Annotated in this window: 12 protein-coding genes; 8 read left to right on the top strand and 4 right to left on the bottom strand. The window is 64.9% G+C overall.

Annotation, left to right across the window (positions count from 1 at the left end; all coding sequences use genetic code 11):
- The first annotated feature begins 9 nt into the window (after positions 1-9).
- Complete coding sequence (locus J3481_RS03180) at positions 10-315, top strand: MazG-like family protein (protein WP_206831965.1); 306 nt, start codon at positions 10-12, stop codon at positions 313-315.
- A 27-nt stretch (positions 316-342) separates the two neighbouring features.
- On the opposite strand, the gene J3481_RS03185 is transcribed toward J3481_RS03180, so the two are convergent.
- Positions 343-1,191: a deoxyribonuclease IV gene (locus J3481_RS03185; RefSeq protein WP_206831966.1), complete on the bottom strand. Its 849-nt coding sequence runs from the start codon at positions 1,189-1,191 to the stop codon at positions 343-345.
- A 123-nt stretch (positions 1,192-1,314) separates the two neighbouring features.
- Here J3481_RS03185 and J3481_RS03190 point away from each other — a divergent pair, with 123 nt between their 5' ends.
- The 7 genes from J3481_RS03190 to J3481_RS03220 all read left to right on the top strand — a co-directional run bounded on the left by J3481_RS03190 (position 1,315) and on the right by J3481_RS03220 (position 8,845).
- Positions 1,315-2,613, top strand: a complete 1,299-nt coding sequence (locus J3481_RS03190; RefSeq protein WP_206831967.1) for an MFS transporter — start codon at positions 1,315-1,317, stop codon at positions 2,611-2,613.
- 88 nt (positions 2,614-2,701) lie between these two features.
- Positions 2,702-3,997: an EF-P 5-aminopentanol modification-associated protein YfmF gene (yfmF, locus tag J3481_RS03195; RefSeq protein WP_206831968.1), complete on the top strand. Its 1,296-nt coding sequence runs from the start codon at positions 2,702-2,704 to the stop codon at positions 3,995-3,997.
- The gene (gene yfmH, locus J3481_RS03200; protein ID WP_206831969.1) at positions 3,994-5,283 is read left to right on the top strand and encodes an EF-P 5-aminopentanol modification-associated protein YfmH; all 1,290 of its coding nucleotides are present in this window, start codon (positions 3,994-3,996) and stop codon (positions 5,281-5,283) included. Before yfmF ends, yfmH begins: the two co-directional genes overlap by 4 nt.
- Before the next feature lie 54 nt (positions 5,284-5,337).
- Positions 5,338-6,276 carry an MBL fold metallo-hydrolase gene (locus J3481_RS03205; protein WP_206831970.1) on the top strand — a complete coding sequence of 313 codons (939 nt, stop codon included), beginning with the start codon at positions 5,338-5,340 and terminating at the stop codon, positions 6,274-6,276.
- Between the two features lie 96 nt (positions 6,277-6,372).
- On the top strand, positions 6,373-7,446 hold the full coding sequence (gene thrC, locus J3481_RS03210; RefSeq protein ID WP_206831971.1) for a threonine synthase: 1,074 nt from the start codon (positions 6,373-6,375) through the stop codon (positions 7,444-7,446).
- The gene (gene thrB, locus J3481_RS03215; RefSeq protein ID WP_206831972.1) at positions 7,443-8,414 is read left to right on the top strand and encodes a homoserine kinase; all 972 of its coding nucleotides are present in this window, start codon (positions 7,443-7,445) and stop codon (positions 8,412-8,414) included. Before thrC ends, thrB begins: the two co-directional genes overlap by 4 nt.
- A gap of 20 nt (positions 8,415-8,434) precedes the next feature.
- Positions 8,435-8,845, top strand: coding sequence for a hotdog fold thioesterase (locus tag J3481_RS03220; RefSeq protein ID WP_206832010.1), 411 nt, complete (start codon positions 8,435-8,437; stop codon positions 8,843-8,845).
- A 33-nt stretch (positions 8,846-8,878) separates the two neighbouring features.
- Here J3481_RS03220 and J3481_RS03225 read toward each other — a convergent pair whose 3' ends face one another.
- The 3 genes from J3481_RS03225 to J3481_RS03235 are packed head-to-tail and all read right to left on the bottom strand — an operon-like array spanning position 8,879 to position 11,680.
- The gene (locus tag J3481_RS03225; RefSeq protein WP_206831973.1) at positions 8,879-9,586 is read right to left on the bottom strand and encodes an NUDIX hydrolase; all 708 of its coding nucleotides are present in this window, start codon (positions 9,584-9,586) and stop codon (positions 8,879-8,881) included.
- Positions 9,583-10,350: a type 1 glutamine amidotransferase gene (locus J3481_RS03230; protein ID WP_206831974.1), complete on the bottom strand. Its 768-nt coding sequence runs from the start codon at positions 10,348-10,350 to the stop codon at positions 9,583-9,585. Before J3481_RS03230 ends, J3481_RS03225 begins: the two co-directional genes overlap by 4 nt.
- Positions 10,310-11,680: a Mur ligase family protein gene (locus J3481_RS03235; protein ID WP_206831975.1), complete on the bottom strand. Its 1,371-nt coding sequence runs from the start codon at positions 11,678-11,680 to the stop codon at positions 10,310-10,312. Before J3481_RS03235 ends, J3481_RS03230 begins: the two co-directional genes overlap by 41 nt.
- Positions 11,681-11,736: the final 56 nt, after the last annotated feature.

Consider the following 11,736-nt stretch of genomic DNA (forward strand, 5'->3'; position numbering starts at 1 on the left):
CGTGGAAGGTTGCAGCGCAAGACGATTTCCCTCCCGAAACTTGAACGGCTCACGCCGACGCTCGAGTCGACGATGCTCAAAATCACCGAGGAGGTCGGGGAACTCGCCCAGGCCATCGGCAAGTTCCGCGGCCTCTCGGGCGAAGAGACGAAGCTGCCGGACGAGGAGGTCATCCGCGCCATTGTGACGGAGCTTCTCGATGTCGCGCAGACCGCCACCTCGATGATGTTCGTCATCGAGGATCTCTACGGGATCGACGTGGAGCGCGAAGTGGAGCGGCATATCGAGAAACTCCGCCGCAAGGGCTACCTGTGATGCCTGCGCGCGGGAGTCCTCCCCACGTCACGCCCGACCCAGCAGCATGTCGATCTCGTCCTTGTACTTGCCTTCCGGGGTCTCGAGGATCTGCGGGATGCCCTTGAGCGCGGGATGATGGACAATGCGCCGGAGCGCTTCGAGGCCCAGTGTCCCCTCGCCGATGTTGGCGTGCCGGTCCTTGCGGGACCCGAAGGGGTGTTTGGAGTCGTTGATGTGGACCACCTTCAAGCGGTCCATGCCAAGGACGCGATCGAACGATTCCAGGAAACCGTCGAAATCGTGGACGACGTCGTAGCCGTAGCTGTAGTTGTGGCAGGTGTCGATGCAGACGCCGAGCCGGTCCTCATGCTGGACTCGGCTGATGATGTCTGCGATTTCCTCCAGGCTGTTGCCCACTTTCGAGCCGTCGCCGGCCATGGTCTCCAGGCACAGCCAGAGCGATTCGTCACCCGTCAGGATCTCGTTCAACGCTTCGGCAATCTGTCGAATGGCATACGACGGCCCTTCTCCCACGTGCGATCCCGGATGCATCACGATATAGCGAAACCCGAGATACTCCACCCGCTCGATTTCCTCGCGCAACACGTCGATGCCGTACTGGCGGGTCTCCGGCTTCGGGCTCGCCAGGTTGACGAGGTACGACAGGTGGACCACCGGATCGTGAATGCCGTGCTCTCGCATCAGCGCCAAGCCTTCGTCGCGGTGAAACGTCTCGATGGGGCGCGCCTTGCCGCCTCGGTTGCTGCGGGTGTAGATCATGAACGTATTCGCGCCGTACGAGATGGTCTCCTCGACGGCCGCCAGCAGCCCCGTTCCCGCGATGGAGACGTTCGCGCCCAAAAGGATGCCGTCGTAACGCGTATCTTCGCTCATACTTCGACCTCCGTCTCACGATCTCGACCTATCGTAACACACGGCGTGCCAGCTGGCACGGGCCTGTCCATACATACCTTGCCCCTGATGCGACATACTAGGCTGGCAGCGAGGAGGATGGCCATGCACGCAAAGCCGTTTCGCTTGCCGGCCTTGGCCTGGTGGCTTCTCATCGTCGGCGCCCTGTTCCAGCTGTCCATCAGCCTGTCCAACACGTTCGTCAGCATCTTCCTCTTCAAAGTCGACCGATCGTTCTCGGCCATCGCGTGGTATCACCTGCTCATCTTCGCCACGTTGCCCGTCACGTTTGTCCTGGCGGCGGCCGTCGCGCGGCGCACATCCACGGCCATGTCCCTGCGGATCGGGATCGCGCTTTACGCCCTCTTTTTCGCCGTCGCCCTCGTGGTGGGCGAGGAAGCGGCGCACATGCCCGAGTTGCTCGGCGTGCTCACGGGGCTCGCGGAGGGCTTCTACTGGCTCGCCTTCGACGTGTTGAGCGTCGAATACACGGATCGCGAGGGGCACGAGCCGTTCTTCGGCCTGTTCGGCGTGCTCACGTCCGTCGCCAACGTGATCGCTCCGCCGCTGTCGGGCGCGCTCATCAGCCGGGAGGACGCGTATTTTGGCGGACTGACGGGGTATCACGTGGTGTTTGGGATCTCGTTTGCGCTCTTTGTCGTGGCCACGCTGGTGAGCCTGCGCCTCAAAAGCGCCCGCTTGGCGCAACTCCGGCTCTTGGAGGGTTTTCGGTCCTTGGCGCAGAAGCCGTGGCGGCGCGTCGTCCTCGGTTCCGCCGCCTACGGCGTGCGCGAGGGCGTGTTCATGTTCCTGCTCGGCCTGCTGTTCTACCTGGTCACGGGCAGTGAAATGAAGTTGGGCGAATTTCTCCTTCTGCAGGGCGCGCTTTCGTTTCTTGCGTTTTATGCGGCCGGGCGCTGGTCGGGGCGGTTTCGCTGGCGCCTGCTTTGGGTCGGGGCGCTCGGGATTGTCGGCGCCAGCGTCGCGTTTTTGTGGCCCATGACCCCTTGGACCCTGATCGTCTACGGCGTTTTGGCCGCGGCGGCGTTTCCGCTGTTTCTCGTTCCGCTCCAGGGCTACGTGTTCGACGCCATGCACACGCTGGCCGATGACGACGTACCCTCCATTACGCACATCGTGGTCCGCGAATGGCTGGAAAACGCCGGTCGAATCGTCGGCGTACTCGCGTACTTCGTGGTGGGCTCGTTCGAGAACGCGCGGCACGTAGGGGGCTTTGGCTGGCTCGCGTTTGGCCTCGGCTTCATGCCGCTTGTCACGGTTGTGCTCATTCGGCCGCTTGAGTCGCGCATCTTTGGGCCGCGATCGCGCCACCAACGATTTCGGCTGGGCGACAACGAGGAGAGTCACACGTCTGCCAAGCGGCGCGCCAGGCCGACGCCGTGACGCCGCGGGAACGCGGACTGGCTGTCAATGACCGCCAGTCGGCTGCGGACGATTATAATGGGATCGAGGAGAGCGAAGGAGGGATCGCGTGGAATCCTTTCAAACCTTGGATGCGGGGCGATGCCAGGTGCATGCTCTGGAGCACCCTGCCTTTCGAACGAAGGAAATCGCCCTCAAGCTCCATCTGCGCATGTCGCGCGATCGCGTGACGGAGATGGCCATGCTTCCGGCCGTGTGGATGAACGGCACGCGCAGCCTGCCCAACTACCGTCAGATTGCGCTCGCGGCCGACGACTTGTACGGAACCCACCTGCGTGCATCCATCAGCAAGCGCGGGGGTTATCACATCTTGGAAGTCGGTGCGAGCGTGCCCGATGTGCCGGGGGAGGACGAGGCGCGGCTCGTCGATCGCGCGCTGGACCTCGTCCTGTCGCTCGCGCTGGACCATGCGCTCGGGATCGGGGGATTTTCCGACGCGGCTGTGGAGCGGGAGAAGGAGCTGCACCGCAGGCGAATCCGCGCGATCCGGGACGATAAGGCGGCGTATGCCCTGCAGCGATGCCATCAGATCGCGTGTCGCGGCACGCCGGCAGGATTGCCGCGGCTCGGTTTTCTGGAGGACGTGGATGCGCTGACGGCCACACGCCTGCACGAGGTCTACCGCGAACTCCTCGCTCAGGCCGAGGTGCACGCGTATGTCGTCGGGCAGTCGAGCGACATGGCGGGGCTCGCGGAGCGCGTCGCCGAACGCCTGGCGGACGGCTTGCCTGATGGGCGCGAGGTGCGCGCCGCGGACGCGGATAGCGACGTGGTGGCTCCCGACGACCTTCGTGGAATCGAGGAAGTCACAGAAGCGGAGAACGCTGAACAGACGCAGTTCGATCTCGCCTACGCCACCGGCATCGGTTTTGGCGATGAACAGTACCCGGCGCTCGTCGCGATGAACGGCGTGTTCGGCGGGTTCGCGCATTCCAAGCTGTTTATGAACGTCCGGGAACGCCGCTCACTCGCGTACAGCGTGTGGTCGTTTGTCGACGCCGCGACGGGTCTCCTGACGGTCTATGCCGGCATCGCGGCCGACAAACGCGAAGAGGTTCGCGACATTCTCGAAGCGGAACTCGAATCGGTGAGGCGCGGGGAGATTGCGTCGGGCGAATGGCAAGAGACGCGCGCCAGTCTGCGCAACCAATACAAGCAGATGCTCGATCAGCCGACGATGCTCATCGCTTGGCACCACCACGCCTTGATGGCGGGGAGTCGGCGAACCATCCCGGAGATGATGGAAGCCGTTGAGCGCGTCCGCCCGGAGGATGCGGCGCGGGTTGCAGCAGGGCTTCGGCCCGTGTGCCTGTATGTCCTCGAGGGAAGGGGGAACCGAACGTGAGCAACGCCCGGCATGCCTCACTGCAACTCCCGTTTGAGACGCGCACCTGGAAGCTCGCGAACGGACTCGTCGTCACCCTGATGCCACGTCCGGCGCTTCATCAGACGTACGCCATGTTCGCCACCCGATACGGTTCTGTCGATCGCGCCTTTGTCTTGGACGGCCAACCGCACGAGATGCCCGACGGGATCGCGCACTTCCTGGAGCACAAGATGTTCGAAGATCCCGAGATGGACGTGTTCGCCCGGTTCGCGGCGCACGGGGCGTCCGTCGACGCCTACACGACTTTCGATCACACGGCGTACTATTTCTCGGCGACTGGCGAGATCGCGAGACACGTGCGCACGCTGCTCGACTTCGTGCAATCCATTCACTTGACGGACGAGAACGTGGAGAAGGAGAAGGGCATCATCGCGCAGGAGATTCACATGGTCAACGATCACCCGGATCGCCGCGCCTACATGGAACTCCTGAAGGCGATGTACCACGTTCACCCGGTGCGGATCGATATCGCGGGCACCGTGGAATCCGTGAACGCCATCACCAAGGAGCAGTTGATCCTCTGTTACGAAACGTTCTACCACCCTTCGAACATGGTGCTGGTCATCGCCGGAGGTTTTGATGCGGACGAGATCGCGCACGTGATCGAGGAAAACCAGGCGAAGAAGGCGTTCGGCGAGGCGCCTTCCGTCGAGCGCCTCTATCCGGACGAACCGACGCCGCCGGTGCGATCTCGGCACCGGGTACCGTTTTCGGTGCAGGAACCCCGTCTGCTCATGGGGTGGAAGGAGGCAAACGGGGCCTTCGGGTCGAATTTGATCGAACAGGACATGGCGATGTCGGTCCTCTTGGACGCCCTGTTCAGCCCGACGTCGGCGTTTTATCAGAGCCTGCTGGACGAGGGACTCGTCGACAAGGGCTTTTCGGCCGGCTACCAGTTGTCAAACACGTTTGGGTACACGTTGGTCGGCGGTCGCACGCCCGATCCGGACCGCCTGGCGGAGCGAATTCAGTCGTACGTGTCTCGGGTGCGGGAGCGCGGCATCGACGGCGAATCGCTCGAGCGGTCGCGCAAAAAAATCATGGGCCGCATTCTGATGAGCCTGGATCAGAATGCCTTTCTCGTGCGCAACTGGGTGACCTATTTCCTCCGCGGCGCCGAGGCGTTCGACTTCGACGACGTGATCGCCGTGCTCCAAACATTGACGCTCGAACGTGCGAACGCACGCTTACAGGAACATCTGCGCGAGGACAACTTGGTCGTGAGCGCGGTCGTGTCGTCCTGAGCGGCGCGAAGGATGAGGCGTGTGCACAGGAGGCGAAGAAGGAGTCGGACGTGGATGTGGATCTTGGCGGTCATCGTGCTCGTGGCTGCGCTGGGCGCGCTGTTGTACGCCCTGTATCGGCGCATGACAGCCGACTGGCCGCGGCCGAGGAGGCGTGCGCCTGAGCACAAGCCGAAGCCCAACACCTGGCGGGAGGAGGGACTTTACATCTCCTGGCTGGGGCATTCGACACTGCTGATGCAGTTGGAAGGCATGCGCGTCATCACCGATCCGGTGCTCTTTTCTCGGGTCGGGGTGCGCGCGTTCGGTTGGACGTTCGGCCCAAGGCGACACGTCGAGTGCCCCATCGGCCCTGAGGCGTGCGGCCAGGTCGATCTCGTCCTGCTGTCGCACGCCCATATGGACCATCTCGATCACGCCAGCCTACGGCGGCTCGTGACGCGGGAGACGATCGTCGTGACGCCGCGCGGGACCGGATATCTCACGCGGTGGCATCGGCCCAAGGCCGTGCACGAGTTGCGTCCCGGAGAGATCCTTCAGCTGGAGGATGGAACCGAGATTGCGGCCGTCGAGGTCCGGCACTGGGGCAGCCGATATCCGTGGAACCGGAATATGGGCTATCAAGGGTATGTGATCCGGCGGGGCGGATGGTCGGTCTTTTTCGCCGGCGACACGGCGGCGACAGACCTGTCGCACGTGAGGGCGTTTGAACCGCAGATCGCGTGCATGCCCATCGGCGCATACGCGCCCGAGCCGTTTGAAAACGCGCATTGCACGCCGGAGCAGGCTTGGGACATGTTTCTTCAGACGGGAGCTCAGGTCTTCCTTCCCATTCACCACGACACGTTCGTGCTGTCGCGCGAACCCGTGGACGAGCCGCTTCAACGGCTCTTGGCCGTGGCGGATGACGAGCGGGTCTGGGCCATGCGCCACGGAGAGACGTACTACGTGAAGTCACCCAAGTCTATCGAGAAACCCAAGCAACTCGATTGACGAACCCCCTGATTTGTCAGTACATTCGATCCCAGAGGTTTTGAAGCTGAGCCTGGCGAGGGCGGGCTCGCGCAGCGTCACAAAGGAGAATGGTAGATGGAACATGGCGTCCGCCCGGGCTGGCCGGGCATTCTGGAAGCGTATCGAAGTTTTCTCCCTGTCACCGATGGCACGCCGCGCCTCACCCTGCACGAGGGCAACACGCCGCTCATTCGCGCGGACAAGCTGAGCGAACGGCTCGAGTGCCACGTGTACCTGAAGTTCGAGGGCGCAAATCCCACCGGCTCGTTCAAAGACCGCGGCATGGTGGTCGCGGTCGCCAAGGCAAAGGAAGCGGGCAAGCGCACGGTGATCTGCGCCAGCACGGGCAATACGTCCGCATCGGCGGCCGCCTACGCGGCTCGCGCCGGGCTCGAGGCGGTCATTCTCATTCCACACGGGTATGTCGCGCTCGGCAAGCTGGCGCAGGCCGTGCAGTACGGCGCGCGCATCGTCGCCATCCGCGGCAATTTTGATCAGGCTCTCGCCATCGTCCGCGAGGTCGCGGATCCCCTCGGGATGGAAGTGGTCAATTCCATCAACCCGTATCGCCTGATGGGGCAGCAAACGGCCGCGTTTGAGATCTGCGACGCGCTCGGGCGGGCGCCCGATGCACTCTACATCCCCGTGGGCAATGCGGGCAACATCTCGGCGTATTGGATGGGATTCACGCGTTACTTTGAGGAGAAGCGCGTCCCGTCGCGCCCGAAGATGTTCGGCTTTGAGGCCGAGGGCGCGGCGGCCATCGTCCGCGGAGAGCCCATCCCCAATCCGGAGACGTTTGCCACGGCCATCCGCATCGGCAATCCGGCTTCCTGGGACAAGGCGGTGCGCGCCGCTCAGGAATCCGGTGGCGCCATCGACTGCGTGAGCGACGACGAGATCGCAGAGGCCTATCGGCTCATCGCGCAGGAAGGCGTGTTTGCCGAGCCGGCTTCGGCGGCGAGCGTGGCTGGACTTTTGAAGCGTCACCGGCAGGGGGGCGTGACACGCGGGGAGACGGTGGTGTGCGTGCTGACCGGTAACGGGCTGAAGGACCCGGACAGCGCGATGCGCCTCGCCTCGGACGAGACCCTTGTCGTGGATGGGGATCCCGCCTCGGTTCGGCGCGCGCTGGGTGGAACCTCATGAGCCCCGGCGACATGCGCCGCTCGGTCACCGTCCGGGTCCCGGCGACCACGGCGAATCTGGGCCCCGGCTTTGACTGCCTGGGTATGGCGCTTCAGCTGTTCAACACGTTCACGCTCCACCTTGGCGAGCCGTTTGCCGTCCGGGTGACGGGGGAAGCTGCGGAGGTCCTTCCAAAGGACGAAGAGAACGCCGTGATTCGCGCGATGGATCGCCTCCTGGCCGAGGCGGGGCTTGAGCGCGGCGCATTCCCCGCGTTCGCGCTGGAGGTGGACAATCAGATTCCCGTGTCGTCCGGGCTCGGCTCGAGCGCGTCCGCCATCGTCGCGGGCCTGGTGCTCGGGAATGCGCTCCTCGAGGAGTACGCGCCGGATCGCAAGCTGAGCCGGGATCGCCTGCTCCGCCTGGCCACCGAGCTCGAGGGGCATCCAGACAACGTCGCGCCTGCGCTTCTCGGCGGCGGCGTGCTCGCTTTTCACGATCGCGCCGGACTTCGCACGGCCGAGGTGCCCATCCCGTCCAATCTTCGCTTTGTGGCGGCGACGCCCGAGTTCGCGCTGCCGACGGAGCTCGCTCGCCGCGTCTTGCCGAAGGCGTATCCTCGGGACGAGGCCGTGGAGAACGTGGCGCAGTGCGCGCGGCTGCTCCTGGCTCTGTTGAAGCCCGATCTCGACCTTCTCCGCGGCGGCATGCTGGAGTACTTCCACGAGCCGTATCGCAAACCGCTCGTGCCTGGCGCGGACGAGGTCGAGCGCGCGGCGATGGCCGCAGGCGCGTACGCGGTCACCCTGAGCGGCGCAGGGCCCACGCTTCTCGCGTGGTGCAAGCCGGATGTGGCACTTCGCGTGGCGGACGAGATGACACTTGCTTGGCGAAACGCGGGCACACCGTGCCGCGCGCTCGTGCTTCGCCCCGTGCACGGCGAGACGCGCGCGCATTGGAAGGCGGAACCTAACGGAGACGAGGTGTGAAGATGGATATTCGGCAGACGTTGCCCAACACGTTGATGGCTCATCTGGGGATGGAGATTCTCGAGGCGACCAAGGACCGCGTGGTCATGACGATGCCCGTGGACAGCCGCACGCACCAGCCCATGGGGCTTCTGCACGGCGGGGCGAGCGTGGCGCTCGCGGAATCCGCCGCGAGCCTCGGTGGGGCGCTGAACGTGAGCGATGAGGGGAAGACCGTCGTGGGCATGGAGATCAACGCCAACCACCTGAGGTCGATGCGCGAGGGCGTGGTCAAGGCGATCGCGGAGCCGATTCACCGAGGCTCTACGACGCAGGTGTGGCAAATTCGCATCGTGGACGAGCGCGATCGCCTGGTCTGCATTTCGCGCTGTACCCTCGCCGTTATCCAAAATCGCGGGCGAATGGAGCACGTGACGCCGACGCAAGCGTGACGGCGCGCATCGAGGCGGCGCCTGGCCCTCGGGCTATGCGCCGCCTTTGCCGTGTTCTCCGCCGGAGGGCGGGGCGAGCGGGCCGATGCGAAGCGCCTCCATGGCCTCTTCGACGCTGGGACACGCCGCAAGCGCCCTGAGTACGGCAATGGTTGGGCGGACGGCGGGCAGTTCGCCTGACTCGATCTTGGAGAGCGCATCGCGCGCCCGTGTCCAACCCGCCCACTCGAGCTCGGCGCCGTGGATGCGGGGTTCGCTAAGCTGCCGGCTGGCGCACAGGTAAAATCGAGTGTCGAATCGCACGGGCTGGGTGGGCGGCGTGACGAAGCGGCCGATGCGCCGCAGGCGGCCGAGATCGAAGGCGAGACCGCGCGCGGCAAGCCACTGGGAGAGCGCATCGCCTCCTCTGCACAGTTCCGCCTGCTCGTCCGGGGTGAGTTGCGCGTCGATCACCGTGCCCGCGCCGTCGCGGACGGCCAGCAACCAGCCGATCTCCTCCGCCGTCTCGCGGAGCGCCGTCACGGCAAAGGCCGGATCGTCCTCATCTTCCGCGCACGCGGGCCGCGCCAGCGCCTTAGCGGCCGTTTCGGCGTCCGACGGATCCTGAGCCCCGCCCGGGAACGCCACGAATCCCGGGAGGAATCGCATCGTCTTCGCGCGCCGCACCACCAGCACCTCGATGTCCGCCTCCGCGCCGTCGCGAATCACGACCAAGGTGGCGGCCTTTCGTATCTCCGTCATGGCGATCCCGCCTCCGATCTCAGCATGGGTGCCACGTCCGCCATGCGGAGCGCGGCAAACGCGGCCCTGGCCTCACGTTCAAGCCGGTCGTCGAGTGGCTCAAGTTCATCCGGCAGATGGGCGTACGCCAGCGCATCCCTTAGCACCGCGTCCGCCAGGGCCGGATTCTTCGGCAGGAGCGGGCCGTGCACGTACGTGCCCCAGATGCGCAGATGCCGCAGGCCTTCCTCGCCGCTCACCCCATCGTTGCCGTGTCCGTGAAGCACGCGCCCCAACGGGCGATGGCCGTGGCGGGTGCGTCCGCCGTGGTTTTCGAATCCGACGATCACGCCGACCTCTTCGCTCCAGACCGCGATGTTGCCAATGAGCCGCGGCGCGTCCGGCATCGCTTCGGTCACCATGTCGACGAGCGCGAGCCCGGGCACCTTCTCGCCGCTCGGGAGTTGGTAAAATTCGCCGAGCAGTTGGTAACCGCCGCAGATGGCGAGTACCGGAAGGCCGTCCTGCACCGCGCTCTGAAACTCGGCCTTACAACCTCGAAGCTTGTCCGCCACGATGGCTTGCTCCCGGTCCGATCCGCCGCCCAAGAGCACGAGGTGATAGCGGGAGAAATCCGGGACTTCGCCGTGCGTCACGCGGACCACGTCCACGTCGTAACCGCGCCATTCCAGGCGGCGCCTGAGCACCGTGATATTGCCGCGATCGGCGTAGAGATTCAGCAAATCAGGATACAGATGTGCGATACAAAGCGCCTTGCGGCTCAAGTTGGTCCCTTCTTTCCGAAAGCCAGCGCGCCGCCGGGTGCAAAAGCGTGTACGTCACGAGCGCGTGCATGGCCGCGCCCGCGGCGGCGCTCGACGAAATGCCTTCTTTGAGCGCGGCAATAAGATCGGGCTCCAGGCGGATCCTCGATTCGGGAAACCCCGCGTACTTCAGGCGGAGGGCCATGTCGTACGCGCGAAGCCCCGTCGCGATCACGCAAGTCAAGCGGGCGTCCTCCACCAGCAACTCGAAGTCCGCATCCCAAAGCCAGGATACGTCGCGCCCATCGGCTGCGAGATCGTTAACGCCGATGACCAGCAACTTGGCCCTGGCGTCCGACACCACGGCGTCCAGGACGCTGTCGCAGCCGGTGGGGTTCTTGATGAGATGGAGGGTCACAGGCGCCTCAAGGTCAAACCGCTGCATGCGCCCTTCGGGCGGTCGATAGGCGCGCAGTCCGCCGTGGATGGCGGCGCTCGGAAGTCCCAACGCGCGAGCCGCCGATACCGCCGCGAGAACGTTGTACGCGTTGTACAGACCTGCCGCGGGGAGATCGAGCATCAACGCGGGCAGCCCCTCTTCGGAGAAGCGCAGAAATCCGCCCTGGAGCTCGCCCTGATATAGAGGATGGGGCCGCACAAAGTCGCAGCCTTCGCATCGATACAGGCCGAGCTGCCCGTACCAGAAACCGTCGTAACGAAGCGGCTGCCCGCACATGAGGCAGAATTGGCCGTCGCGCATCTGTTCCCGCCGGGGCGATCTCGCCGTTTCCCGCCGCATGCCGTAATACAGGACTTTGCGCGAGGAGCGGAGGCCGAGGTATCGGCACAGCGGGTCGTCTCCGTTCAACACAAGCGTCGCCTGCGTCTGTCGAATGCCGTCCAACAGCTTCGCCAGGGTGCCGTCCAACTCCCCGTAGCGATCCAGCTGATCCCGGAAGACGTTTGTCACGACGATCACGCCGATGGGCAGGTCGCGCGCGACAACGGGCAGCGTCGCCTCGTCGATCTCCAGGACCGCAGTGTTCGCGCGAAGCCTCCCTGTCCACGAACAGGCCCGCAAAAAGGCCGTGGCGATGCCCTGGGCCAGGTTTGCGCCCTTGTGATTCGTGACGACCGGTTCCGTTTCGGCGACCATGCTCGCCAAGAGCGAGGTGGTCGTCGTCTTGCCGTTGGTCCCGGTCACCGCAATGACGCGCTTCACCCGACCTCCGAAGCGCCGAAGCAGGCCGGGCGCGATGCGGAGCGCCACTTTACCCGGCAAACTGGTGGCGTCTCGGCCGCGCAGCATGAGTATCCACAGGATGAGTTTGCCGATCCAGATGCCGAGCATGAGGGCATGCATCCTTTCGCGAGATGGGCGCCGATCCGGGGATTTGAGCGCCCAAT

The organism is Alicyclobacillus fructus, from assembly GCF_017329605.1.
In the GTDB taxonomy this organism is placed as follows: domain Bacteria; phylum Bacillota; class Bacilli; order Alicyclobacillales; family Alicyclobacillaceae; genus Alicyclobacillus; species Alicyclobacillus fructus.

Coding starts and splice junctions, on each gene's coding strand:
- J3481_RS03185 (WP_206831966.1), bottom strand. CDS start 1,191: ATGAGCGAAGATACGCGTTACGACGGCATCCTTTTGGGCGCGAACGTC.
- J3481_RS03190 (WP_206831967.1), top strand. CDS start 1,315: ATGCACGCAAAGCCGTTTCGCTTGCCGGCCTTGGCCTGGTGGCTTCTC.
- J3481_RS03205 (WP_206831970.1), top strand. CDS start 5,338: ATGTGGATCTTGGCGGTCATCGTGCTCGTGGCTGCGCTGGGCGCGCTG.
- thrC (WP_206831971.1), top strand. CDS start 6,373: ATGGAACATGGCGTCCGCCCGGGCTGGCCGGGCATTCTGGAAGCGTAT.
- thrB (WP_206831972.1), top strand. CDS start 7,443: ATGAGCCCCGGCGACATGCGCCGCTCGGTCACCGTCCGGGTCCCGGCG.
- J3481_RS03225 (WP_206831973.1), bottom strand. CDS start 9,586: ATGACGGAGATACGAAAGGCCGCCACCTTGGTCGTGATTCGCGACGGC.
- J3481_RS03235 (WP_206831975.1), bottom strand. CDS start 11,680: ATGCTCGGCATCTGGATCGGCAAACTCATCCTGTGGATACTCATGCTG.